This window comes from Flavobacterium sp. SM15 (assembly GCF_022012335.1).
Taxonomy (GTDB): Bacteria; Bacteroidota; Bacteroidia; order Flavobacteriales; family Flavobacteriaceae; genus Flavobacterium.
On sequence record NZ_JAKLTO010000002.1, the window covers coordinates 229,001 to 253,490 of the forward strand.

Below are 24,490 nucleotides of genomic sequence, written 5' to 3' on the forward strand. Positions count from 1 at the left end.
TCGCTCCTTTAGCTTTTAGGTGCTACATACTGAAAAATAAGGGTACAAAAAGGAACAATAAAACTCCCTTTCAGGTACATAAAAGTACAGATTAGTTAAGTTCCAATAGTTGCTTTTTCTTTTGGTCGAATTCTGTTTGGTCGATAATTCCAGCGTTTAAAAGTTCCGCTAATTTTTTTAGCTCATCTAAATTACTGTTTTGTTGTACCGGTGGCGCATCATTTTTAACTGCCAATTTCTTCAACTCATAAATTTTCGATTCAAGTTCTTTGATTAGTTCCAAATCTTCAAGTTGGGCTATTATTTCAATGTCATTCCCGCTTTTATTCCCAATGGTTACGTAATAGCCTTTATTTGAAAAGAAATTATTCACGATATTATTTGTAATACCTAACTCTAGGAATGAATCAACCACCATAACCAAGAATAGTACAAACGCTAATCCAATCAAAATAAATCCAAAATAAGTAGCTTGGCTCTCCATGTTGATTTTACTAAAAATCATTTTGCTAAATATTAGCAACAACAATCCTATCACGAACATGCGAGCCAATACACCAACGAACGTCATGCGTTGTTCCGTATGCTCCACATAGGAGAAATTATCCAAATCACCCGATTGAATCGTTTTATTGTAATTCGGTGCGGTTGTGGTTATCCTATCTTTGTTCGTTTCGACTATAACACCTGATTTAAAGTTGAATGTTTTCGGGCTTGGTTGTTTTGATTCCATATTCTTTTACTTTAAAATGATTTTTTGTGTATCGATTAATTTATTGCTGTCATTGTAAATTTTTACTAAATAAATTCCAGTTCCGCTCAGGGTATTCAACGACACTGTACTTTCTTGTTGATTCAGGCTTTGGCTAAACACTTCCTGTCCCAACGTATTGATGATTTTGACATTCCACCCGTTAACGTTTGTTTGGTTTCCACAATCAATTGTAATGTGCTCGGTTGCTGGATTTGGATAGATTTTTATTGAGCTACTTGCTAAACTATTTGAGTTGATGCTCAGATTTGCTGGCGTGAACTTATAAATAACCCCACGGTCAAGAGTCCCGCCATAGCGGTTGTTAACCCCATAAAGTGCGCTACCGTCATAAGTCAACGTTCCATTTTCCTGAATGTCGTAGCTTTCTGGTGCTGTCCCATACTGTCCCCAGTTGTACCACTGGTAGCCTGTTCCGTCCGTATTGATTGAATACAGGTTTACGTTTGATTTTCCGTATAAAACGTTTCCGACCAACACCAATGAGCCATAAGACCAAGTGTAATATTGCGAACCATTTAAGTCGTTAAAAATACTTTGAAACCCTGTACCATCTGTATTTATTTTAAAGACATTCCCTTTTCTGACACCATTACCAGTATTACCACCTAACGCAGTCATGCCATACAATGTATTTCCACCTAACACAAGTGTTCCATTGGGTTTTGCCCCATCTGCATAGTTGAAAGTATGTAGAATCGTATATCCAGTTCCGTCTTTGTTGATTTTGAAGATTTTGCCCGCATTATCGTTTGAGCCATACGTTGATGTCATGCCATAAAGGAAATTACCATCCAAAAGAAGTGAACCGTATGGGTTTTCTTCACCCAATGCAAAACTGTGTAACAATGAAAAGTTACTGCCATCAGTATTTATTTTGAAAATTGTTCCCAGTCCGCCTAATAAATCAGCATAAACCGCTCCACCTTTTCGGGTCATTCCATACAGGATATTTCCAGAGATAACCAATGAACCTTGGGGATTATTTCCATCGTTTGGATTTTGATATGTGAAAGAATGCAATATTGAATAATCGCTTCCATCAGCGTTGATTTTATAAATAGTTCCATTGGAAGTCATTCCATACAATACACCATTATTATATAACAATGACCCACATGGAAAACTATAAGTTTCTGTAAAATTATGTAGTATTGTGATGCCAATTCCATTCGGGTTCAAAGAGTAAACATATCCAGCATTGTTCGCCCCGCCTATATTTGTCGTCCCATACAAATGACCGTTAGCTGAAGTCAACGAGCTGTAACCACCGCTACCAACAGCGGAAAAGTTATGTAAGTTAGTGAACTGGGCGTTCGTTGATATTGTTGTTAGCAGTATACCAATACAAAGTAAAATTTTTCTCATTGTTTTGATTTTAAAGTTTCAGAGCAAATATAAATAATATTCGGTTGCAAACAATCTGATTTTAAACAATCACAACCACACAATCTATTGCATGTAATTTTCCGTTATGGAAAAAAGAGTGCGTAAAAAAGAAATGCCAGCGGTTGTAATACAGCTCGGAATCAAACTAAAAGACATTATTGAAGCAAAGAAGTTAAAGCAACGTGAGGTTGCATACGATGCTGGCATGGATGTCGAAAACTTGAGAAAGTACATGAAAGGCAATCAGGAAATGAAAATAAGTACCTTGATTAAGATTTCAGAAGCACTTGGCATGACAGCTAGTGAACTACTTGATGGTTTGCAGACCAAAAATGAAAATTAACTTTCCCTGAATATTCAAATTAGCGCAGATACTTTAATATTTTGCGCTATTCATAGGTGCATAATATCAATCACACCCGCTAATTACAGCTTTTGCAATTTCCTACTACTATTAAGTACTAATTATTCTATTAGCATCTAATTTTCTATTAGCTTCTTCTTATATTTTCTTCTTTATACTCAACTATGTTACTTAAATAATAGTAATAAGAATACTATGTAATACCAATAAAATAAGGCAATACAGAATAATTGTACTAATATGTTTATGCACTGCTTGCGCTATTGCAAAACCAGTAAATAAAAGTTTTTCAAAAATAGTACTCCAAAGTACTTGACTCTTAAACCGTTTGTTAGTATACTTGATAATATGAGAGAAAACTCATTAAAAAATCCTTGGTTGCTGGGGAGTAATTACCCCAGCTTCTCTTACCGAGACGTTAGAGAGCCAAGACAATAATCACCCACATATTGGGTGACACAGAATAAGAGAATACAAAAATGAATCTTAAAAACGAGTACCTATCGCTTACAGGCGATACAGAGGATTTACAAATCCTTCACCATGATGAAAACTTTGCCGAATTAGCCCTAATCTTCCCAAATGTTAATTCGATTTGGATTCCGAGAAAATCGGAAACTGCCCTAAGAAAATACGTTTCAAAAACACTTTTAAAAGAAATTGACCCTAACGTTGATGTAGCGGTGGAAAAATGTCTCTTGGTGCTATCCAACTTTGCCAGTACCTACCATACTGAAGACAAAGAAGACCGTTGGAAACGTCTGAATTCTAAAATTTTGCATGAACAAACCAAAGGCAAAGACAACACTTACATTTACAATAAAATTATAGACTTACTGAAAACAGGTACTGCAACGGGTGCTATCATTGAAGTTGATGAGCATTATGTGAAAGGTGTTGTTTCCAGAAAATACAGAATATCCGACAGCTATTTTAAGCCAGGTTTAACAGAATATCTTATCAAAGACACCGGAATTATTCAAACCAGAAATAAAATCTATTACAGACTATTAAATGAGGCTCTGGACAATCCAATCTGCAATAATCTGGTGAAGTTTTACCCTAGAATTGAATTGCCAACATCTGGGGAATTACTGGCAATAGGTAAGCTGCTGGTAAAAGATGGTTACACCACCAAAAAACAGAAAACTCTGACCATGCGTAACAAACACGATAATAGCTACTGGGCTGACGCAGACAATAGGAGTTTCGTTGAGAATAATATCAAAATGTTTGAGTACTTGACCAACCGTGGTTTTATGATTCCAGCCGCTGGCAGTGAAAAAAGCGGTGGGCGTGTGGTGGATAGCTTTACATTAATGCCAGCGTGGATTCGTAATGAAATTACCATTGACGGCAAAAAGCTTGTTGAATGCGATTACAAGGCATTGCACCCGAATTTAGCAATGCTTTTGTACAAAGGAAAAGCAAACTATTTAACACACGAGAAAATAGCGGAGCAGACTGGAATAGATGAAAAAGAAGTGAAACGTGAACATTTAAGCTTTTTCAATAAGAATTGGTATAGTATGATAAAATCACCGCTATTCAATTATTATTCAAAACATGAGCCAGATATGCTTTCAAGGATTTACCATGACAAAAAAGCCAATGGTTACAAAATCACTTCAAAGAAAATGTTTAAACTCGAAGTTAAAATAATGACTGACGTAATAAAATATCTCAACTCGGTAGGGATTTATGTTTTGTACGTTTATGATGCGTTGTTATGTGAAGAAAAAGACAAACCGGTAGTGATGGAAACCATGAACCGAATCATTTTGGAATACGGGGTCAAAACCTGCGTTAAAGACACCAGCGCAAAAATCGATATTGAATGCGCTATTGTTGATGATTTTGCCAATGCAGGTGATTCAGATAGGATTACATTGGCGGAACATTTTAACCGATGTAAAAGAAAATACAGATATGTGGAAAAAGAGCAATTCGATTCGCAGTATGAAATGTTATCTGAGTTTTTTAAATACGTTGATGAAGTTGATGAGAATTCTAAAAATAATTGTTACGTTGAATTTCAGAATTATGATGGAGATTTCGAAAGAATTCCGTTGTTTGAATAATTATTAAATTCCGCTCGATGGAGCGGAATTTAATATCTTTATATAAGCCACGGAACTTATATTTATTTTTTGTCAGTAAAAGTGTATATATTTACAAGTTGGCTCAAGCCAATTTCGATAGGTGTAAACTTTAAATTGACTAAAAGAAATGAACGATATTGACTTAACCAAAATCAAATATTACCCTGATAGATTTTACATTTGCCTTGACGGCTTTGACACAACCAATCTCACAACTTTTCTCACAGACCTAAACATTGGGCAACAACAATCAATATTTATTCATGAATATTATCATTATCTAACTAATATCACGACATTTCCTGGCATTAGGCAGTTTCATTTGAATTTTTGTGACAGATATAGATTATCAACTATTCTAACAAATAAAAGAGGTTTAGACGCATATCCAATCAATACAAATAATTTTCCTGATTGCAAAGAAGAAGTTGAATATTGGAATTCAGTCACCACAATCATTGACGAGGACGATATTGATTACGAATTGGTTGAAGAAACAGAAAATTCTACAAACAAAAGATTTGATATAACTTCTATTGTGCAAGAGAACAAACCAATGGATGTTGTAATTAACGGAATAAAGTATAGTGGAGCAAGAATTTTAATAAATATTGAAATCTCTGGACTTCTAAATAGGAACTCTTTTTATCTCACATTTGGTGCAATAGATGAATTTTTGAGTTCTTCGATTGACGAGTATTTGTTTGAAAATGACTTATCTGACATTGACCCAAGTGACTTAAGTCAAAGACCATTTTATCCATACGGTTTTTTTGACAGGTTACTTTCTCATTATGGTATTGAAAGAGCTTCTTCGTTTGAAAAAATTCTAATTGCATATTTCTCATTAAATTCTTTCAACCCAGCAGTAAAACTGATTGAAGTTTTAAAGAAAATGCAAGCTGGTGGTTATAATGACTTTCAGAACAATCCAGAACAATATCTTTTGGAAAATTTTTCAGAAACACCACAATATGAACAAGTCCTAAATGCAATAAATGACTTTGCTAAAGAGACCTCTAATCAAGGGAGAATTCATATTTCACAAGCTTTAAAATATTACTACGACAAGTTTTATACTGCTCAAAAACTTAAAGAGAAGGATTTCTTTTTTTTTATCAGACCATTCTTTGTAGTAGATGAAAATGATTTGAGAAGAAAACAGAAATTTCTACTTGAACTCTCGAGAATCATTAATTTGTTTTCACCACCAGTTATCCTAAAAGATAAAGTGTTTAAGTACGTTGACAAGCTGACTACTTTTGGAGAAGCTACTATGCTAATTCTTGCGACTTACGAAATTTTTGAGAGCGTAAAGACTAATAAAATAGCTAAGCGACCAGCAAGGCTCAAATCGAAGTACATCTTTCCTGACCAAGACCCAGATTGTGATACTTTTGAAAAATTCACTCCACCACCAATTCACGGAACTGTATTTCGATTGGCGTTAAATGAAATAAATCTTTATGGTGTTTATTTGAATGAACTTGAAAGAAGAAGACAAGTCTCTGATTAAAACTATGACCAAACTTAAATAAACATATTTTCTGTTAGAAAGAAGCGTAAATTATTAACCAATTATAAACTAACAAAATGCAAGAAGTAAAAAATGAATTAGTTAAACTTTTTGAAAGTGCTAAAGCAAAAAATGAATTTGAGTTTGTTCAGGTATTAATGAACTATAAAGGCATGGGAAGTTTAAGGTCAATGTCAAATCTCTATGAATGGTTTGACGCTTTAGACTTTTATAATTCGTTATATGAAAAGCATACAGGAATTGAAAAATATAGAATTGGATGCCTAATATATTCTACTTTTTTTGAAAGCAGTGATTTTTATAACATAATAGGAAGTCTATGTAGAATCGAAATGGGCTTCAGAAGTTCTTCATATTTGTTTTTCAAAACTAAAAAATATGAAAGATTACTTGGTACAGGAGAAAAAATCGGAATGATTTCAGAACTTTTAGAGGATTCAGGAAATGATAAAATATTAAGTTTTTTCAGCGAAAACCACTTTAAAGAAATTAGAAACACTTTTTTTCATTCAGCTTACACAATAATAGGTGAAGATTATCAACTTTTTGACTCAGAACCAATTGTAATTGATGGAATTGGAAGAAGATATTTTGATATTAATGAGTTTCTTTTGCCTAAAATTTCAAATGTTTTAGAGTTTTTCTATCAATTCAAAGAATGCTTTTTTAGTCATTTTGCAAGTTACAAAGAGAACAAAGTAGTTAATGGAAATTTCCCAAATCCGGTAATTGCAACAATTCTTGGTTCTAACGAAGGCTTGAAAGGTTTCAAAATGGAGAAAACAGTACAATTTTATGGAGAATGGCACGATTCAGGGATTTTTTATGATGATAACATGAAGATGTGGACTGGAATGAATATTCGTTTTAATTTTCCTCAGAAAGAAACGATAGAAATTGATGAAACATTGCAACGATATGAAAACAAGCCAGATATTAAAAACCAAAATGAATTTTGGAATTTAACAGATAAAATCATTGAACGAAATGATAAAAACGAACTGTTAAGAATTTTAAATTTATTAGCTAAATACGGAGATGTTCGCTACCAAAAGTGGTACGATGAAGAGAACAGTCATAAAAAAGAAGGTTTAAAAAAGTACATCAAACCATTTTATGAAAAGGCTTTAGAAATAAAACTTCCAGTTGATTTCAAAAGTATTAGAGACAGAATGAAAGAAATTGAAAATTAATTTTGTGTAACAAAAAGAGCCATTAAAATAGTATGGAAGAATTTGAATATAAGTTAAGAGAAATATTTTTTTACATTGGCTCTTTTGGGATTCGCCATAAACAGATAAACATATTTGAACCTGAATCAATTAGTGATGATGATAAGACGGAGTTTTTAACACATGTGCACCGTGGATTTAGAATAGGGCAATCTCTTATCATTGAGGAAATTTTAAAACTATACAAAGATAAAGTCTTCATCAAAGAAAAATTTGTTGAAGCAAGAAAATTAAAAGATAAAAATCTATTAAATTTTCTTAGCAGAAGTCAAAATGAAATCGAGTATAGAATTAATATTTTAAGGCATTTTTCTGATTTTATTGCCTGGCAACTACTCAAAAGGCAGTATTTTAAAGCACGAAGATTTCATTCTGGAGAAAAAGAAAGACCAGATTTATTAAATACTAATTTCGAATCAGTGATAAATACTGTGAATTATTTTCATAAACAAAACTCATTTGATTTTGCTTTAATTAGTGATTTAACAACGTTTATCGATGTTGGTGATATTCTTTTAGCATCAAAAAACAGCTTAATAGTTGTTGAATGCAAATCTGGAGAAATACAAATCAAAGTAAATGAATTTCTTGACAAATTAGCTGGTGATAATTGGAAAAAAGCAGTTGAAGATTTAGCTAAAGAGCATCCTAATAAAAAAGCATTAAAGATTTTTGACCAAGCAAAAAGAACATTAAATCAACATCATAAAGGAACAAAACTTTCTCATTTTATGAACCACGAGAGTGGTACCGATACCTTTTCAGATACGGAAGTCAAGATTTATGAGTCTAAAATTCCAGAAAAATATTATTATAATGAAATTGAACTGGCTTTTAAAGAGGCTATTATTCCAGGATTCAGTACTGGTGTAATTGAAGATATAGTATATTTTACGGTTTTTAGAGATAATAAAGTGGAGATTGCTTTTGATGTTTTTAATTCAATGGTGGAACATTTGAATATTAAATCTCATAAAACAGACTATTTATTTCAACTTGACTTACCAATTAAAGAACCTTTATTTTGCAAGCCATTTGGTGAAGAAATAATATTTGAATTACTTACTCGTAAATTAGTATTTCTATTAGTAATTGACCTAGATGCTTTGATAGAACTTTTTAATTTAAAAGGTATTAAAGCTAAGTGGATGACACGAAAAGAAACAAATAAATATTTAGACAGCAAACCAAGATATAAACCGTACACATATCAAAATCAAGCAATTCAGGTTGAAGCAGGAAAACACACTCTTGTTTTAGGGAGTCAATTTTTAACAAAGATTTTATTGGACAATGTTACGCCATCATCATTCGTTGAACAATATTATTCATATTTCGAACAGCCAATTAAAAAAGAAAAAAGGTAGCATAGTTTTAATAGATGTTTTAGGTCAAACATAAAGATTGTAAAAAAAGTTATCAATAAACTTCCAAATCACATCATTGTACCCATTAATCCCAACACTCCCGTCTTTGGATTTACATATCATTCGTAAAACAATTTGTTTTTCTTTTATTTCGGAATCTATCTGATAATTAATGTTGATGGTTATTTCTGAAATTGCAGGAGTTTCATCTTTTATATTAATAATTTTAAATTCATTTAATATTTTATTCTCTAGCTCTTTTCTAATTTTACCAGACTCTTTTCCAATATTTACATCATTCTTTCCAAAATAATATTTTTGGGAAGCGATTTTACCATAATTCTTATTTAACCAATTTAAACAAAACTGATAAGCTTCTTTTTCTGGTGAAAAATCTATAAATTCATCAGGATTAATATTTCCACTATCAATAATTCTAGGTCTCCAGCTCTCAATATCTTGATGAATCTTCTCATTTCTAATTTTACTTTCCTGATATTCACGAATTGTTTTTCGTAACTCCTGAACGCTTTCTTTAAACGTTAGTTGTTTTTCTGGAACAATAGGATTTTCTTTTAGATTATTTAAAGCTTTAGCCCAATCATAAAGAGCGAAAAGTGTACACCAACATTTTCCTAAAACAAATTTATTGTCATAGTTCAATTCTCTTCCATGTAATATGCCGTTTCTAAAAGGAAGAAAAATTTCTTCATCACTTGTCTTTTTTCTAGTTTGATTGAAAATATCTCTAATTACAGTTAGTCCAGTGCTATGAGCTGCAACACTGTCCCATGCTGTTAAATCAGTAGTTTCTGTGAAAAATCCTTTGTTCTTACTTATGTCATTAACAACACCATCGATTATCATTAAGAGTAAAGGGATAGCTGAGTAATATCTTTTTTCAATAGTGTCTTTGTAAGCAAGTTTTATTAATTTAAACCTAATTGCAAATTCAGGTAAATTTTTCAATCCTCGAATTAACCAGTCAATATCCAAAGAAGTAAAATAATCTGAAAGCTCATTTTCTCCTCTAGCAATATCACCTTTACTTGCATATAAAACTACTCTTTCCATTAGTGGAAAATTCATTGATTCGTGAGCAATCCAACCTGAACTTGAATAAAAACCATTAAATTTATCTGGCATATAAATTATTGATTCAGCTTGTTTTTTTAGTTCAGGTAATTTAGAAATAGCCTTTTTAATTTCGCTATTTTTTGACTTGAAAAAGGTCAAAATTTTGATTACTTTCCCTAGTATAAGGTATCCTTTAGCTTCATTATTTATTTTAGAATATGAAGGCAAATCCGATATTTTTCCCTTTTCTGACATTTTTCTATTTTTTTAAAAAGTCTTACAAGTTAATTAAAATTCACTTATTTCATATAAGTGATATAATTTCTCCAAATCTTGTTTAAATTGGTTCGAAAACTCTATACTTTCGGGAACCAAAACAGGAAAATTTATGCCTTTAGCTATACTTCCAATTAAAACAACTACATTTGCACCGAATTCGAGTAATAGATACTCGAAAAGGTTTAGAACTTTTAGTATCGGCTTTTTGAATTATTAAATAATTGCTTGCAAATCTGCGTAATCAACTATTTTATAATAATCAACCAAAAATTGGTTCGATTTTTCAAAATTACCCGCTACTAAGGAAGACCCATCAACATCTTGATGGGTTTTTTCATTTTAGAAACCTTCCTTACCCCTTGATATTACTGAGATTAGCTCAAAAATACCGTTCACTTTTTGGTTAGATATTGCCTGTCAACCGACCTAATTGACAAACCTTCCGGAAATACCGAATTTTGAATTCTTAAATACCACAAACACTTATTTTACACTTAATTTATTGATACTAAAACAAATACAATCAATTCAACCTGCTTTGCTTTTATTTATCGTATCTTTATACAACCTGAATAATTGATGGTTTATCTTTCTGATTATTTTGGTCTTTAAAGAGCATACAATTTATTTTGTACGCTCTTTTTAGTTTACCCCCTTTTACAATTTCTTTGAGTATCATAAAAAAACCCAACACTAAATTTATCATCCAGTTGTTAGGTCTTCATTTTATTCATCAAAACATAAATATCATCTCCCCGACTCTTATGTATTTATAATTCATTTCAGATTAGCGGATCTTGCAACTTATCTTTACACGCTAAAACCTAGAAAGCATAAGTGCAAACTCTTCTTCGGTAATTCTCAATATTTTTCTAACTTTTTCTAGCATTTCTTCTTTTTTTCCATCAATAAAAAGTAAATCCGCTTCACTCAAAATAGAATACTTTTCTAATAACTTTTCTTTTTGCTCCCCCCAATTTTCATTCAATGATTCTGAGGTATCGTTTAAATTTTTCATATTATTTTTAGTTGTGTTTTTAATCTCCTGCTGTTTTTTTATAACAATTCATTTGGAAAATCAATTCTTCCAAATAATGTATAAGGTCAGTATCTTCAACCTCATGCTTGTCGTAAGTTTTTAACGAAAATGGTGTTTCACCCAAATGCTCATAAAGCCCTGGAAAGTTTTGCTGAATCTTCTCGGTTATGGAAAATATTTTCTCCGACAATATACTGTGTAATGTTTTCATTTTATGATTACTTTATTATTATAAGTTGCTTATCGCATCAACTATTTTCAAAATTCACAAATTACGCCTTATTTAAAAGTTTAATAATTCCGACAAAATCATAAACTAAAATTACAACAATAGGCAGCAGCAGTATGTGAATCAAAGAACCTGTGGTGCTGAAAAAAAAGCCAATACCCCACAAGACAACAAGTCCTATTGCTATACTATTATAAAAATTTTTCATTGTGTTTGATTTAAGTTTTTTGCCTACAGTTTTAACATTGGAATTTCCCAATGAATTCATCTTTACCATCAAAAAACTTTCAGCTAAACGCTACGAAGAGGAGATTATCAATTGAAGTAATATTGAGTTTCCTTAACACTCTTTTGTAAAGGTACGTTTATTTTAAGCACAAACACTTAAAAATAATTTTAATTAACTATCATTCAACCACTTAGACTCAAAAACCTTTAGATTTAACCATTAATTAGTTGTAACTTTGAAATACAATACACAGAAGACTAAAAACTCTTATTTACTATCATCAGTATAATTAATACCTGCATTAGGACTTCCGATTTATCAACCAACAAACCTTGATTCAATAAATTCATAAAAATCTTTAAAAAATGAAACAACAGGAAATCATAACCATTTTCACAAGTATGCCTGAGGACGTAAAAGAAAAACATGTCTTTATTAATACTTATCCCGAACTCGACAAATTTTTCGAAAAAGGGATGTATGTTGAAAACATCGTACAAAGCTGCTTAGCAGACGGAAGATGTGCAATAACATTTGTTTTAAGACACTATAACGCTTCACTATCAAAAGCTAATTGACCCTAACAAATTCAACTAGAATAGTATTCCGCAAATCATTTACGTCCTATTAATAAACACAGTGCACAAATAAATCTTCTTTTAATTGATTTGAAAAGTCAATACAATCTTGAGCTAAGCTGATTAAACCATTCGCTTAATTAGATATCTAATTAAAATAACTACATTTGCACCGAATTTGAGCAACCATACTAAAAAATGGTTCAACACTTTTAGTATCGGTCTTTTGAGTTATTAAATAATTGTTTGCACATCAGCGTAATCAGCTATTTTATAATAATCACCCAGAAATTGGTCAGATTTTTCAAAATTTCCCGCTACTAATAGAGAATCATTTTGGTTCTCTTTTTTTTAAATAAACCGAAGTTGATTATTTTCTAAATTTCAAGAACTATTCAACTGATAACCAAAGCGTTTCACTAAAGAATCGTTTTATTTTTTACTCATGAACACAAAAAAAATTGCCGAATACCGAAAGTTGCTGGATGTTACCAAAACTGCAACTTTAAAAGAATTAAAAACGATTTACAGAAAAAGCATGAAGGAAGACCATCCGGACACTATTGCTGACCCTGTAGAGCGTTTAGCGGCAGAAGAAAGAAGCAAACTAGTGATTGAAGCCTACCACTTTTTAGTAAGCATCGCTCCGGAAACTCAGGAAAAAGACAAAGAGGAATACATCAAAACCACCACAACTTCTACTATTCTGGAGTTTTATATGGATAACGGTGTTTTGTTCATCAATTTTTTGGATGGAAATCAGTTTGAGTATTTTGGTGTTCCGAAAAACACGTACATCAAAATGATCAATGCTGAATCACCGAATCGTTTTGCAAAACGTCACATTTATAATGAATTCACATACAGAAGCGCTAGCAAACTGGTAGCTGCGGAATAAATTACAGAACTCACATTCAAAATCTAACCATCAACGAAAGTTGGTGGTTTTTTGTTTCATCTGGTTTTATTTGTTAAATTTGAAAATAACCAAAAACAAAACACCTTATGGAAATTAATTTTTTAGCACTTTTACTTGCTGCTGTATCTACACTTGTAGTGGGTTTTATCTGGTACAACCCTAAAGTTTTCGGAACCATCTGGATGAACGAAACCGGCATGACTGAAGAAAAAGCCAAAAATGCCAATATGATTAAAATCTTTGGAATGTCGATTGTTTATGCATTCTTCCTTTCCTTTATTCTTCAAATGCTTACCATTCATCAATTTGGCGCCTTAGGAATGGTTGGTGGTGATCCGGCTTTGGCTAAACCTTCTTATGAGGCTTTTATGGCAGATTACGGAGACGCTTTTCGCACCTTCAAACACGGAGCTTTACACGGATTCTTAACCGGATTATTTTTAGCCATTCCATTAATCGGAACTAATTCACTATACGAAGGAAGATCATGGAAATATGTACTGGTAACAGGAGGATTTTGGACCGTATGTTTTACCATTATGGGCGCTATCATTTGCGGAATGAAGTAATCTTAACATTTAATTATAATACAATCGCTCTACCTTTGTAGGGCGATTTTTTTGATTTTGAGCAAAACTACCTTTACCATTTATTCCGAAATAAAAGCACTTCCCCAAAACTGGGATCAGGTTGCTGTGAACAATGCTTTCCTTCAAAAGGCTTACTTACAAGTCCTTGAAACATCGGCACCGACTAACATGCAGTGTTTTTACATTGGTATTTTTGAAAATTCAGAATTGATAGGTGTTTCGCTGGCTCAATACATCAACCTAAACAAACTGGAATCTTTTGGTGAACGGGACAAATGCATAAAAACAGCGGTTCGGAATTTTATTTTCAAAAACTTTGCTTCCCACGTTTTGTTTTTGGGCAACAACATGATTACCGGACAAAACGGCTACACATTCAGCAAAGAAATTGAATTCAAACACATTAGCGAAGTATTGATTCAATGTGCTGATGCAATCATCGATTATTTCAGAAAAAAAGGGATTAAAATTCATTTGGTTTCGTTTAAGGATTTTTATCCGCATTGCGCGGAAGAATTAAAACACTTTGATTTTGCGAACATTTACGAATTCAATACGCAACCCAACATGATTTTCGAACTGAACCATCAGTGGAAAACTGAAGCAGATTATGTTGGTGCTTTCTCTAAAAAATACCGGGATCAGTTTAAACGCGCCCGCAAAAAATGCGAAGGAATCACAGTAAGGGAAATGAATTTAGAAGAAATAGCCTCTCAGGAAAAACGCATTTACGAGCTTTATCATCATGTGGCCAAGAACGCACCTTTCAACACCTTTTTTCTGGCGGAGAATCATTTTTCCACCTTTAAAAAACAACTTAAGGAACAATTTGTATTGTGCGGCTATTTTACAGAGGATAAGTTGGTAGGTTTTCACACTTTACTTTTGAATGGAACCGTTTTGGAAACCTATTTTCTAGGCTACGATTCGGAGGTACAAAAAGAGAAAATGCTCTACCTGAACATGCTTTACAACATGACCCAATACGGAATTGAGAATGGTTTTCAAAAAATCATCTTTGGAAGAACAGCTCTGGAAATTAAAAGTTCCATTGGCGCTCAAGCCATTAGAATGTCTGGATTTATTTACCACCGAAATAAACTCATCAACAAATACATCGGAAAGATTTTTACCAATCTGGAACCCGAAGCTCAATGGCAGGCAAGACATCCGTTTAAATAAAACGACGTCTAAACAAATCCAAAAAGTTTTCTTTAGCCCCGATGAGGGCCGAGCGTTAAGAAACAGTCCTGCGGACTGTTTTAGTGAAGGAGCCAGGTGGCGCAATGGCATTCACCTCGTAGAGCGTACAGCGGGAAAATGAAATATTCTTTCCCAAGGGTTTTGCTCCAAATTCTTTTAACCTTCTAATTCCATTTGAACGGTTTCCCAATCTTCAAGTAATTGATCCAGATCTTTTTTCTTTTTCTCGTAAGCCGCAAAAAACGAAGCATCCTGCATTAGCTTTTCGTAATTTTCAGCCAAAGCTTTATCATCTTTCTGAATCTCGTTTTCCAATTGCTGAATTTGACTTTCAATTTTACTTAACTTATTCTGAAGGGATTTATTTTTCTTTTGATCTTCATAGGAAAGCGTCTTGTTTTCTTTTGGAGTTTCCTTTACCACCACATCTTTCTTCTCCACTTCGCGCATATTTTGCAGGTTACGCTGTTCCAGGAAGAAGTTGATATCCCCTAAATATTCCCTGATTTTCTGATCTTTGAATTCGTAAACGATGTTCGCCATGCCCTGAAGAAAGTCACGGTCGTGAGACACTAAAAGCAACGTTCCTTCAAATTGCTGCAAAGCAGCCTTTAAAACGTTTTTCGACTTGATATCTAAGTGATTCGTTGGCTCATCCATAATAAGCACGTTGAATGGCTGTAAAAGCAATTTACAAAGCGCTAAACGATTGCGCTCACCTCCGGACAAGACTTTGACTTTTTTTTCCACATCGTCACCTCGGAACAGAAAAGCTCCTAGCATATCGCGCACTTTCGAACGGTTGGTATCGGTAGCCGCATCGGTCATGGTGTCCAGCAAGGTTTTTTCACCGTCAAGATATTCCGCCTGATTTTGGGCAAAATATCCGACTTGAACATTATGCCCTAGCTTAATAGTTCCTTCGTATTCAAATTCGTTTAAAATGGCCTTAACAAATGTTGATTTTCCTTGTCCGTTCTGACCCACAAACGCGATCTTACTGCCGCGTTCCACCAAAAGGGAAATGTCTTTCAAAATGGTTTTGTGGTCGTATTTTTTAGTAACATGTTCCGCCTCTACCACAACCCTTCCTGGAGTAACTGAAACCGGAAACGAAATGCTCATCACCGAATTATCGTCTTCATCCACTTCAATTCGTTCTACTTTATCCAGCTTTTTGATAAGCGATTGCGCCATGGAAGCCTTGGAAGCTTTGGCCCTGAACTTTTCAATCAGTTTTTCAGTTTCCTCGATTTTCTTTTGTTGGTTTTTTTGGGTAGCCAATTGCTTTTCACGAATTTCGTTTCGCAAGACCAGATATTGAGAATACGGTTTATTATAATCGTAAATCTTACCCAGAGAAATTTCAATGGTACGGTTGGTCACGTTGTCCAAAAACATTTTATCGTGCGAGATAATCATTACCACACCCGGAAAAGTTTTCAAAAAACTCTCTAACCAGATAATACTCTCGATATCCAAATGGTTGGTAGGCTCATCTAAAAGCAGAATATCATTACTTTGCAGTAACAACTTAGCCAATTCAATTCGCATCCTCCATCCTCCGGAAAAAGTATCGGTTTGATTGTCAAAATCTTCACGTTTGAAGCCTAAACCTAACAAGACACGTTCGGTATTCCCTACATAATTATATCCGCCTAAAATTTCATAATGATGCGTTACATCACTTAATTGTTCAATTAGTTCAGAATAACCGGCACTTTCATAATCCGTACGGGTTGCCAGTTGATGATTGATTTCTTCAATTTTAAATTCTGCCTGCTTAATTTCTTCAAAAGCCTGGTATGCTTCCTCAAGTACAGTTCGGCCTTGAACAAAATCAATGTCCTGACGCAAAAAACCAATACGTACTTCTTTTTCGGTAGCAATACTTCCGGTGTCGGGCTGCATATCTCGCGATAGAATTTTAAGCATGGTGGATTTTCCAGCTCCGTTTTTACCAACCAGACCAACACGATCGCCAGCTCCTAAACGAAACGTTACTTCCTCAAACAGATACGTTCCTCCAAAAGAAACCGATAAATTGTGAATATTAAGCATAATTTGTGACTAATGTTACCAAGGCAAATTTCAAAATGAAGTACCTTTACTAAAATTTTTTGCAAATGTTAAAAAAAGGAACGAAACTCAACAGTATTTTAACAGGAAGTTGTCCTAAATGTCAGGAAGAAAGCATGTATCTGGACCAAAACCCTTACAATATGGGTAATATTTTCAAAATGCATGAGCATTGCAGCCACTGTGGCACCCGATACAAAATAGAACCCTCTTTTTTTTACGGAGCCATGTATGTTAGTTATGGAGTTGGAATTGCCTTTGGGGTTGCTGCTTTTATAATCAGTTATCTTTTTATAGGAACAAATTTAAAAACAGCTTTTATCGCAATTATCGCCACACTAATTGTTTTTATGCCGGTAATTATGCGATTGTCCCGAAACATCTGGATTAACTTTTTCATCCATTACGATAAAGACTGGAAAGACAAAAAATAAAGGAGCTATTTGGCTCCTCTTTTTTTGTAAAAACGTTTAATATCTATCTGCGGATCCAACTCCGTCCCGCTCTCAATATGTTCAAACAAAGCTTTTGCCAGCCAAGGACCAAGCATTACTCCTCTTGTACCAAGACCATTCAACAAATGAAGGTTTTTATGCTGGGGATGAGTACCTACTAAAGGGCGGCGATCATTAACCGTAGGACGAACTCCGGCGTAGTGCTCGACAACTTCAAAATCACAGTCAATAATTTCCTTTAAGTTACTTAAAAGCTCCTCTCTTCCCTCTTGTGTTGGAACATCCGATTTATCATCCCAATTATACGTAGACCCAACTTTAAAAAGTGCCTCACCAATAGGTAAAATAAAAACACTCGATTTCAACACCACATCCAAATCCAATGAAGGAGCTTTTATTACAAGCAATTCACCTTTGGTCCCGTCTAATGGCAATTCGTTAAAAAAAGTATTGCTAATCATTCCAAAACCCTCAGAAAAAATTACGTTTCGATAAGACACCCCTTTGTATAACACTCCGTTGTCTGTTAATGTAAGCTCATCATTATTAAAGGTTGTTTGCAAAAGAAACCCATCCTCTTTTAAATGCCTATTGTATGAATCCAGAAAAACAACAGTATCCAGATACCCTGTTTGTAAAACTTCACCAAATCCGTAATTTGAGGAGACACCTGAGAACTTTTTGGAAATCACTTTTGGTGCAAGAAAAGGAGCAAGATTTGGCTTATCAGAAGCCTCAAACCAATTGTTTTGTTCTTCAATAGAAGCAAATTTACGATAGATCGGAAGTCGAAAATCAAACTTAACTCCGAGTTTATTTTCAATAGTTGCATAGAAAAGTTTCCCATACTCCAATTGCTCTGTCGCTTTCCAAACCTGACTAAACCTTTTTAAAATAACAGGATTATACAATCCGCCAGCAACACGTGAAGAAGAGCGCTTGAAATCATCTACAACTAAAAAGCTTTTATTGTTTTGAAAAGCAATCTCCGCAAAACAAACACCAGCCAATCCAGAACCAATAATTAAATAATCTACCATGGTACAAAAATAAAAAACTCTTACCGGATGGTAAGAGTTTTTATAATATTTAAAGAGGAAAGAATTAGTAATTCCACATATCCTGTTCGAAGTTACGAATTTTCTCTTTTACTCTTTCAGATTCTAAAAGTTGCATTTGAGAATTATCTTTCATATACTCTTCAATAGTTCTATCTCCGTATACATTTTCTTCTCTGTAAATCACACCATTAAAACGACGTGCATTTAACAAGTGATCAAAAGTAAACGGCATAGCAGAATTTTTATCATTAAAAGCTTTCGCCTCATGCAAAACATCTCTAATTGAAGGGAAATAAATCCAGAACAAGTCAATTACGTCGGCATTGTCCTCACCAGCATATTTTGCCTCAGGTGAGATTGGACAAATACCCAACATTCTGTACTTTAATTCTCCTTGGCGTTTATCGAAATACCAATATCCTTTAATTTTATAACCAGAGATATCTTGAGCACCTAATTCTTTAACGTTTATATATTGAGCATCAAGTTTTTTCTTTCCGCTTTTATAATCGTCATAGTAAGTATTAATCTCATCAACACCAGCCTGAGTAGTATCTACAAACTTAAATGTAAAGGCCATGTCTTTTAATGTCTTTTTGGTATTGAAATACTCGTCAGTATAAACTTCCGTGATTTTTCCTGTTTTAATACCTTTTAAAAGAACATCAAACAAAGAACGACGCTCTTTACCAATATTAGCAGTATCAACTGGAAAATATAAAGGGAAATTTACACGCTCATCAAGATCGATGATCTCGCAAGTTGTCTTACCCATTAATACATCACGGTCATGAACATAACCATACGGTAATGGCTTATCATTGTCCGCATTCATTTGCGCTGCAGTCTTTTTACCAATCTCCTCTGGAGTCTTAGCGTTTAAAAGATTTGACTGAGCAAATGAAGCATAGCTTCCTGCTACTGCAAAAAATACTACTAAAAAATTTCTCAATTTCATGTTCAAAAATTAAAGTTATTTAAGCTACTTTTTTATTGCTACTTAAATTATTATTGAATTTCGTATGTTACAGGAGCACATTTTCCAGTAACAACATTTGCTGACACACCAATAATCTTAGTTTTGATGTCAGAGATAATAATAGCATCACCTCTTCCTGCTTTCGCCATTGCAGCTTTACATTGAGCATTAACTCTGTCTCCATTTACTACTACTGTAGGTTGTCCAGAAACTTTAAATGTAAACTGTGTAACTTGGAAAGACAAGTCATATAAGAAATCTGGTAAGATTGCAGTAACCTGAGCAACTTCCAATCTTGATTTACTACCTTTAGCAGAACCAGTTTCTCCAGCGATTCTTCCAACTGGTGGAGGAATATTTTTAATACGGAATACTTTCTTATCAGAAACTGTCTTACCATCTGGCAACTTACCAGTAGCAGTTACAGTTACTTCAGTACCTGAACCAGGGTTTAAGTTATACTTTCCTTTTCCTGAAGATGTTAAACCAGGAGCAGAAGCAGTTACTTTATCCTCTGCGATACCAGCAAAAGAAACCGTCATAGGGTTTGGTAAACCTCTGTAAACCACATTCATTTTATCAGCAGAAATGTTCGCTGAGTTTGGACGAGGTACAACTACATATTTTCCTTCGAATTTTAATGGAATTTCTTTTCCATCTTCTAAGAAACCAAATTGTCCTGTAATATTTTGCTCACCAACTCCTCCAGCTGTCATAGAGATAACTGCCTGACCGTTTTCAATTTTACCAGGACCTTTAAAAGATGTTGGTTTTGTGTTCGCATCATAACGACCTAAAACAACTTTACCTTTTACCTGCTCACCTTGAAAATAAGCATTTTTCTCTAACACAACTATAGCTTGGAAATTTTTCATAGAAGCTGCAGATTTCAATGCATTTCCTAAGAATAAATTGTAAGCTCCAGCTTCAGTGTTTTTTACATCATTTTGTAATGCTGTAAACAATGTTAAAGTTGACACTGCAGGAAACCCTTTAGTTTTGTAATCTAGGTATTTTACTTTAACACCTTCTCTATTAGTGATATCAGCTGTTGAAAATTTCTTCTCAATTTCTTGAATAAAAGGAATGTACTTTACATCAGAACCAAGAACTTTTTTCAAATCAGCTACATATTTGTCAATTTTAGAAACAATTTCAGTTCCTCTTGGACTATAACCGTCTCCTTGAAACCATTTCTCATCAATGGTTGATTTATCCATTGCTTCAAAAGGTAATTTTCCAGTTTTCTCATCAACTTCAATACCTTCTGTAACTTCTGCTTTTACTGATTCTAAAAAAGCAGTAAACTCTTTAGAGATTTTCGCAACCTCTGCAGCTTTTGCCGCAGACTCACCATACTTAGCAGGCTCATCGCTAGCTTTAGTATTTAGTGCAGCCAATAAACTTTCATTTGATTGCTCAGTTAATTTATTTGACTCATCAAATTTATCGTTGAAATTACCAAAAGCAGTTAATACTTCTTTTGACATATTTAATGCCAACATCGCGATGAAAACCAAGTACATTAGGTTAATCATCTTCTGTCTAGGGGTTAATTTTCCTCCTGCCATTTCTTCTAACTAGTTTTTAAAAGATTAATAATTTGAAACTAATTAGCCTCTGTTACTCATTGCAGAAAGCATTCCGCCATATACATTATTTAATGAAGATAAGTTTGCAGTCAATGATTGCATTTGATCTTTCAATTTCAAGTTGTTTTCAGCAACTTCTTTGTTGATTTCAGCGTTACGAGTAGCACTCTCCAACTGAACTTTATACATACCGTTTAAAGTTTCTAATTGAGTCGCAGCCATTCCCATTTCTTCAGCATATTTCTTCTGAGAAGCGATAGCATCTACAGTTGGAGCCATGTTTTTAGCAGCACCTTCGAAATTTTTAATACTGTTCCCTAAGCTAGCCATTAACTCACCGTCAATTTTAGCCTCTTTCAACATATTGTCTAATTTTTGAGACAATAAACCTTGTGCTTCTGTAGGGTTTTCAGCTTTTTTAGACTCTCTTTTTGTTACTTCCCCACCCGCAAGTTCTGGATAAACCAAAGTCCAATCTAATTCTTTTTCAACAGGATCGAATGCTGACAAAGCAAAGATTGCCGCTTCAGTCAAAAGACCAACTACCAACATCGTTCCAGCTCCTGGCCAGTGCATCAATTTAAATAATGCTCCAACGATTACCACTGCCGCTCCCATACCGTAAGCGAAATTCATAACTTTTTTAGGAAGTAATGCCATAATAAATAAATTTTAGTTAGTTAAGTTAATATAAAAAAATGATTGGTTAATTTCTAAATTATTTTTGGTTTTTTGTATTGCTTGTTCCCATGTAATCCTGAACAGTTCTAAATCCGATGTAAGATCTTGCAGAATCTGCATACTCATAATCACGAGTACTTACCTGTAAGAAATATGCAACATCTTTCCAAGATCCACCACGAGTAACTTTTCTCTGGTTAGACAAGTCCGGCACGTTAGGGTTCATTGTTGAAACGTATTCGTAAGCTGCCGGATCATAAGAAGAATCAGTCCACTCCGCTACGTTACCCGCCATGTTGTACAAATGATACTCATTAGGCTCGTAAGACTTAGCCTCCACTGTATATAATGCACCATCCGCAGCATAGTCTCCACGATTTGGCTTAAAGTTCGCCAAGAAACAACCTCTGTCGTTTTTAGCATAAGGACCTCCCCATGGATAAGTACCTGACTCCAGACCACCTCTTGCAGCATATTCCCACTCAGCCTCAGTTGGCAAACGGAACGAGTTCACCTGATCTCTACCTTTTTTCTTTTTAATATAAGAGTTCTTATTTAAAGTTCTCCAAGCACAAAATGCTTTTGCTTGTTTCCAAGACACTCCCACTACAGGATAATCCCCATAAGCTTGGTGCCAGAAATAATCATTGTGCATAGGCTCATTGTATGAATAAGCAAAGTCTTTAATCCAAACTGTTGTATCAGGATAAATTTGAATGCTTTCATTCTTGATAAATTTACTTCTTTTTGTTCTGCTACTTCCTACAGTTTTATCTTTAGCTGCAGCCTGAATATCCATCCAAGAGTAACGGAATTTCAATTTAGAAACATCAAAAGTTCTCAAACCATTGTACGACTCACTAGCAGGCAAGTACAAAGAATCCATCACCTCTACATAATGCTCATCCGGATATTTCTGAACATCATTATGCAATTTCGGCTTTCTGTTTAAACGTCTTCCAGCATAAGGATCATCAGAAGTACCTACACTATAATAGTTCTCATACATATATTTATCATATGCAGACATCTTAGTTGTATCCTGATCTTTGAAAGCAAAATCTCCAATACTTCCACCTTTTTTCCCACCTTTTCCGTCATTTGGTTTTATATCTTGTTCATCAGCAAGAATAGCAAGTCTTGTTCTAGTAATGGAATCTTTCACCCATTCCACAAACTGACGGTATTCACTGTTTGTAATCTCTGTTTCATCCATATAAAATGAACGCACTGTAACAGTTTTTGTTGGAGCATCGGCAATATTAGCTAAATCATCGTCTGACTTACCCATAATGAATGCACCACCAGGAATCAAAGTCATACCATATGGCTTCTCTGGATGCCATTTTCTTCCTTTCACTCCTACTAGTTCACCTCTGTCGTTCTTGTGACAACTACTAAAGAATAATGATACAAGTGCTGTAAACGCTATGAACTTCTTCATATAAATCTGGGTTAATTATATTTACATATTTAAGGGCGTAAACCTATTTATTTATTTTCTAAAAAACAATTTTTTTCCTAAAAAAAACTTAAAAAAATCAAATTGTTACAAATTATATAGATTTATCGCTATTCTAAACTCTTTATATTAAATTTTTCTTTTGTGCCTTCCACCAACGCTCAGGAATTTCCTGATTACTGGCTGCTAAATAATCATCATAGGTACAAGGCAATAACGTACTTCTTCTTAATTTATTGTTAAGATTCGTTAAAAAAGGTATTTCTATCCACCAACGTTCCGTTTTATCGCTTTTATAGAAGATCAACTCTTCATCCTCCAACGGTACAATGTATTTTAAATAATCCTCTTTAACTCCGAAAGGATACTCTTTTGAACGGTAATGAAACCCTTCTATAAAGTACCAAATCACCTGAGCCACCAACATGGATTCAGCTTTTGAATTGTTATGATTAAAAATTCCAAATGAAGTAACTTTATCACTAATTCCTGAATAGCGCGAAAGTACACAAATTTCTTTTCCGTTGAATCCATTTGGAATAAAATTTGAAAAATTTCCTGAATCACTTGATTTTACTGAAGTTAAATCCACAGAAACCAAGTCTGCATCTCGAAAAACAGGCTCTGAAATGGCAGGATTACTACAAACCTCTCCTAATCGATAGGCGTCAAAATATAATTTTTCAATCAAATCAATTTCTTCCTGCGAATTGAAATACGTTTGAAATCCTATATTACTGTAATTAAACAAATTGTTTGGCTCTTCCACAATCATTTTAGAAAGAAACGAATCTGCCGGAACTCCCGTTTCCTTTGCAAAATCAAACTTACTATCGATAGCCACCACGTTAACCATCTGCTCCAATTGATCATATGCACGGTACATGGCATAAGTCAAATCCTGTGAACCTCCAATAACAACAGGAATCACTTTATTTTTAACCAAGTGAGCCACCGCATTCTTCAGAACATAATACGTATCTTCAAGGGCGTTTCCCGCCACAATATTTCCCAAATCAACAATTTGCGCCTCCCAGTTACCCGGAAACATACTGTAGAATTCCTTGCGAATGTGCGTAAGATCGGTATCATACTTATCTTCACCAAAACCACGATTTTCCAAAACCCCAATAATTGCAATAGTTGCTCTTTCAATATTTGGAAATTCCGTCGGAGTATGAAAAACAACTTTCTTACCCAAAGTCTGATTACTCAAACCCTGAACAAAGTGCAAAAACTCTTCTTCTAAAGGCTGAAAAAAATCAAATGCCATGC

22 protein-coding genes are annotated in these 24,490 nt (G+C 34.0%); 9 read left to right on the forward strand and 13 right to left on the reverse strand.

Annotation, left to right across the window (positions count from 1 at the left end):
- Positions 1-91: 91 nt before the first annotated feature.
- Both LZZ90_RS03920 and LZZ90_RS03925 read right to left on the reverse strand, forming a co-directional pair.
- Positions 92-733: an SHOCT domain-containing protein gene (locus tag LZZ90_RS03920; RefSeq protein ID WP_237789383.1), complete on the reverse strand. Its 642-nt coding sequence runs from the start codon at positions 731-733 to the stop codon at positions 92-94.
- Positions 734-739: 6 nt separating this feature from the next.
- Entirely contained in the window at positions 740-2,140 is a 1,401-nt protein-coding gene (locus tag LZZ90_RS03925; RefSeq protein WP_237789384.1) for a choice-of-anchor tandem repeat GloVer-containing protein, read from the reverse strand.
- Between the two features lie 106 nt (positions 2,141-2,246).
- On the opposite strand from LZZ90_RS03925, the gene LZZ90_RS03930 reads away from it, so the two are divergent.
- From LZZ90_RS03930 to LZZ90_RS03950, 5 genes are all read left to right on the forward strand, one after another.
- Entirely contained in the window at positions 2,247-2,504 is a 258-nt protein-coding gene (locus LZZ90_RS03930) for a helix-turn-helix domain-containing protein (RefSeq protein WP_237789385.1), read from the forward strand.
- 500 nt (positions 2,505-3,004) lie between these two features.
- Positions 3,005-4,606 (forward strand): hypothetical protein, encoded by a 1,602-nt coding sequence (locus LZZ90_RS03935; protein WP_237789386.1) that lies wholly within the window; start codon positions 3,005-3,007, stop codon positions 4,604-4,606.
- Between the two features lie 148 nt (positions 4,607-4,754).
- Positions 4,755-6,143, forward strand: coding sequence for a hypothetical protein (locus LZZ90_RS03940; protein ID WP_237789387.1), 1,389 nt, complete (start codon positions 4,755-4,757; stop codon positions 6,141-6,143).
- Positions 6,144-6,220: 77 nt separating this feature from the next.
- Complete coding sequence (locus tag LZZ90_RS03945) at positions 6,221-7,357, forward strand: hypothetical protein (protein ID WP_237789388.1); 1,137 nt, start codon at positions 6,221-6,223, stop codon at positions 7,355-7,357.
- 32 nt (positions 7,358-7,389) lie between these two features.
- Positions 7,390-8,763: a hypothetical protein gene (locus LZZ90_RS03950; RefSeq protein WP_237789389.1), complete on the forward strand. Its 1,374-nt coding sequence runs from the start codon at positions 7,390-7,392 to the stop codon at positions 8,761-8,763.
- 24 nt (positions 8,764-8,787) lie between these two features.
- Here the strand turns inward: LZZ90_RS03950 and LZZ90_RS03955 are convergent, their stop codons facing one another.
- The 4 genes from LZZ90_RS03955 to LZZ90_RS03970 all read right to left on the reverse strand — a co-directional run bounded on the left by LZZ90_RS03955 (position 8,788) and on the right by LZZ90_RS03970 (position 11,595).
- Positions 8,788-10,095 carry a hypothetical protein gene (locus tag LZZ90_RS03955; RefSeq protein WP_237789390.1) on the reverse strand — a complete coding sequence of 436 codons (1,308 nt, stop codon included), beginning with the start codon at positions 10,093-10,095 and terminating at the stop codon, positions 8,788-8,790.
- A gap of 841 nt (positions 10,096-10,936) precedes the next feature.
- Positions 10,937-11,137: a general stress protein CsbD gene (locus LZZ90_RS03960; protein WP_237789391.1), complete on the reverse strand. Its 201-nt coding sequence runs from the start codon at positions 11,135-11,137 to the stop codon at positions 10,937-10,939.
- 19 nt (positions 11,138-11,156) lie between these two features.
- The gene (locus LZZ90_RS03965; RefSeq protein ID WP_237789392.1) at positions 11,157-11,369 is read right to left on the reverse strand and encodes a hypothetical protein; all 213 of its coding nucleotides are present in this window, start codon (positions 11,367-11,369) and stop codon (positions 11,157-11,159) included.
- Between the two features lie 61 nt (positions 11,370-11,430).
- Entirely contained in the window at positions 11,431-11,595 is a 165-nt protein-coding gene (locus LZZ90_RS03970) for a lmo0937 family membrane protein (RefSeq protein WP_237789393.1), read from the reverse strand.
- Between the two features lie 1,044 nt (positions 11,596-12,639).
- Between LZZ90_RS03970 and LZZ90_RS03975 the strand changes: the two genes are divergently transcribed.
- From LZZ90_RS03975 to LZZ90_RS03985, 3 genes are all read left to right on the forward strand, one after another.
- Entirely contained in the window at positions 12,640-13,092 is a 453-nt protein-coding gene (locus tag LZZ90_RS03975; protein WP_237789394.1) for a KTSC domain-containing protein, read from the forward strand.
- 107 nt (positions 13,093-13,199) lie between these two features.
- Entirely contained in the window at positions 13,200-13,682 is a 483-nt protein-coding gene (locus LZZ90_RS03980; protein WP_237789395.1) for a DUF1761 domain-containing protein, read from the forward strand.
- Between the two features lie 57 nt (positions 13,683-13,739).
- Positions 13,740-14,885: a GNAT family N-acetyltransferase gene (locus tag LZZ90_RS03985; protein ID WP_255702313.1), complete on the forward strand. Its 1,146-nt coding sequence runs from the start codon at positions 13,740-13,742 to the stop codon at positions 14,883-14,885.
- Between the two features lie 177 nt (positions 14,886-15,062).
- Here the strand turns inward: LZZ90_RS03985 and LZZ90_RS03990 are convergent, their stop codons facing one another.
- Positions 15,063-16,967 carry an ABC-F family ATP-binding cassette domain-containing protein gene (locus LZZ90_RS03990; RefSeq protein WP_237789396.1) on the reverse strand — a complete coding sequence of 635 codons (1,905 nt, stop codon included), beginning with the start codon at positions 16,965-16,967 and terminating at the stop codon, positions 15,063-15,065.
- A gap of 65 nt (positions 16,968-17,032) precedes the next feature.
- Here LZZ90_RS03990 and LZZ90_RS03995 point away from each other — a divergent pair, with 65 nt between their 5' ends.
- A complete protein-coding gene (locus LZZ90_RS03995) occupies positions 17,033-17,419 on the forward strand; it encodes a DUF983 domain-containing protein (RefSeq protein ID WP_237789397.1) in 387 nt (128 codons plus the stop codon).
- Positions 17,420-17,424: 5 nt separating this feature from the next.
- Here LZZ90_RS03995 and LZZ90_RS04000 read toward each other — a convergent pair whose 3' ends face one another.
- From LZZ90_RS04000 to LZZ90_RS04025, 6 genes are all read right to left on the reverse strand, one after another.
- The gene (locus LZZ90_RS04000) at positions 17,425-18,480 is read right to left on the reverse strand and encodes an FAD-binding oxidoreductase (protein ID WP_237789398.1); all 1,056 of its coding nucleotides are present in this window, start codon (positions 18,478-18,480) and stop codon (positions 17,425-17,427) included.
- A 64-nt stretch (positions 18,481-18,544) separates the two neighbouring features.
- The gene (gene gldN, locus LZZ90_RS04005; protein WP_237789399.1) at positions 18,545-19,459 is read right to left on the reverse strand and encodes a gliding motility protein GldN; all 915 of its coding nucleotides are present in this window, start codon (positions 19,457-19,459) and stop codon (positions 18,545-18,547) included.
- A gap of 50 nt (positions 19,460-19,509) precedes the next feature.
- Complete coding sequence (gene gldM, locus LZZ90_RS04010; RefSeq protein WP_237789400.1) at positions 19,510-21,051, reverse strand: gliding motility protein GldM; 1,542 nt, start codon at positions 21,049-21,051, stop codon at positions 19,510-19,512.
- Positions 21,052-21,093: 42 nt separating this feature from the next.
- On the reverse strand, positions 21,094-21,732 hold the full coding sequence (gene gldL, locus LZZ90_RS04015; protein WP_237789401.1) for a gliding motility protein GldL: 639 nt from the start codon (positions 21,730-21,732) through the stop codon (positions 21,094-21,096).
- Between the two features lie 58 nt (positions 21,733-21,790).
- Positions 21,791-23,197 carry a gliding motility lipoprotein GldK gene (gene gldK, locus LZZ90_RS04020; RefSeq protein ID WP_237789402.1) on the reverse strand — a complete coding sequence of 469 codons (1,407 nt, stop codon included), beginning with the start codon at positions 23,195-23,197 and terminating at the stop codon, positions 21,791-21,793.
- Between the two features lie 142 nt (positions 23,198-23,339).
- Entirely contained in the window at positions 23,340-24,488 is a 1,149-nt protein-coding gene (locus LZZ90_RS04025; protein ID WP_237789403.1) for a formimidoylglutamase, read from the reverse strand.
- Positions 24,489-24,490 lie beyond the last annotated feature (2 nt).

What these genes read in the sequence shown, in the direction of transcription:
- LZZ90_RS03920 (WP_237789383.1), bottom strand. Translation starts at nt 733, where the DNA reads ATGGAATCAAAACAACCAAGCCCGAAAACATTCAACTTTAAATCAGGT.
- LZZ90_RS03925 (WP_237789384.1), bottom strand. Translation starts at nt 2,140, where the DNA reads ATGAGAAAAATTTTACTTTGTATTGGTATACTGCTAACAACAATATCA.
- LZZ90_RS03930 (WP_237789385.1), top strand. Translation starts at nt 2,247, where the DNA reads ATGGAAAAAAGAGTGCGTAAAAAAGAAATGCCAGCGGTTGTAATACAG.
- LZZ90_RS03935 (WP_237789386.1), top strand. Translation starts at nt 3,005, where the DNA reads ATGAATCTTAAAAACGAGTACCTATCGCTTACAGGCGATACAGAGGAT.
- LZZ90_RS03940 (WP_237789387.1), top strand. Translation starts at nt 4,755, where the DNA reads ATGAACGATATTGACTTAACCAAAATCAAATATTACCCTGATAGATTT.
- LZZ90_RS03945 (WP_237789388.1), top strand. Translation starts at nt 6,221, where the DNA reads ATGCAAGAAGTAAAAAATGAATTAGTTAAACTTTTTGAAAGTGCTAAA.
- LZZ90_RS03950 (WP_237789389.1), top strand. Translation starts at nt 7,390, where the DNA reads ATGGAAGAATTTGAATATAAGTTAAGAGAAATATTTTTTTACATTGGC.
- LZZ90_RS03955 (WP_237789390.1), bottom strand. Translation starts at nt 10,095, where the DNA reads ATGTCAGAAAAGGGAAAAATATCGGATTTGCCTTCATATTCTAAAATA.
- LZZ90_RS03960 (WP_237789391.1), bottom strand. Translation starts at nt 11,137, where the DNA reads ATGAAAAATTTAAACGATACCTCAGAATCATTGAATGAAAATTGGGGG.
- LZZ90_RS03965 (WP_237789392.1), bottom strand. Translation starts at nt 11,369, where the DNA reads ATGAAAACATTACACAGTATATTGTCGGAGAAAATATTTTCCATAACC.
- LZZ90_RS03970 (WP_237789393.1), bottom strand. Translation starts at nt 11,595, where the DNA reads ATGAAAAATTTTTATAATAGTATAGCAATAGGACTTGTTGTCTTGTGG.
- LZZ90_RS03975 (WP_237789394.1), top strand. Translation starts at nt 12,640, where the DNA reads ATGAACACAAAAAAAATTGCCGAATACCGAAAGTTGCTGGATGTTACC.
- LZZ90_RS03980 (WP_237789395.1), top strand. Translation starts at nt 13,200, where the DNA reads ATGGAAATTAATTTTTTAGCACTTTTACTTGCTGCTGTATCTACACTT.
- LZZ90_RS03990 (WP_237789396.1), bottom strand. Translation starts at nt 16,967, where the DNA reads ATGCTTAATATTCACAATTTATCGGTTTCTTTTGGAGGAACGTATCTG.
- LZZ90_RS03995 (WP_237789397.1), top strand. Translation starts at nt 17,033, where the DNA reads ATGTTAAAAAAAGGAACGAAACTCAACAGTATTTTAACAGGAAGTTGT.
- LZZ90_RS04000 (WP_237789398.1), bottom strand. Translation starts at nt 18,480, where the DNA reads ATGGTAGATTATTTAATTATTGGTTCTGGATTGGCTGGTGTTTGTTTT.
- gldN (WP_237789399.1), bottom strand. Translation starts at nt 19,459, where the DNA reads ATGAAATTGAGAAATTTTTTAGTAGTATTTTTTGCAGTAGCAGGAAGC.
- gldM (WP_237789400.1), bottom strand. Translation starts at nt 21,051, where the DNA reads ATGGCAGGAGGAAAATTAACCCCTAGACAGAAGATGATTAACCTAATG.
- gldL (WP_237789401.1), bottom strand. Translation starts at nt 21,732, where the DNA reads ATGGCATTACTTCCTAAAAAAGTTATGAATTTCGCTTACGGTATGGGA.
- gldK (WP_237789402.1), bottom strand. Translation starts at nt 23,197, where the DNA reads ATGAAGAAGTTCATAGCGTTTACAGCACTTGTATCATTATTCTTTAGT.
- LZZ90_RS04025 (WP_237789403.1), bottom strand. Translation starts at nt 24,488, where the DNA reads ATGGCATTTGATTTTTTTCAGCCTTTAGAAGAAGAGTTTTTGCACTTT.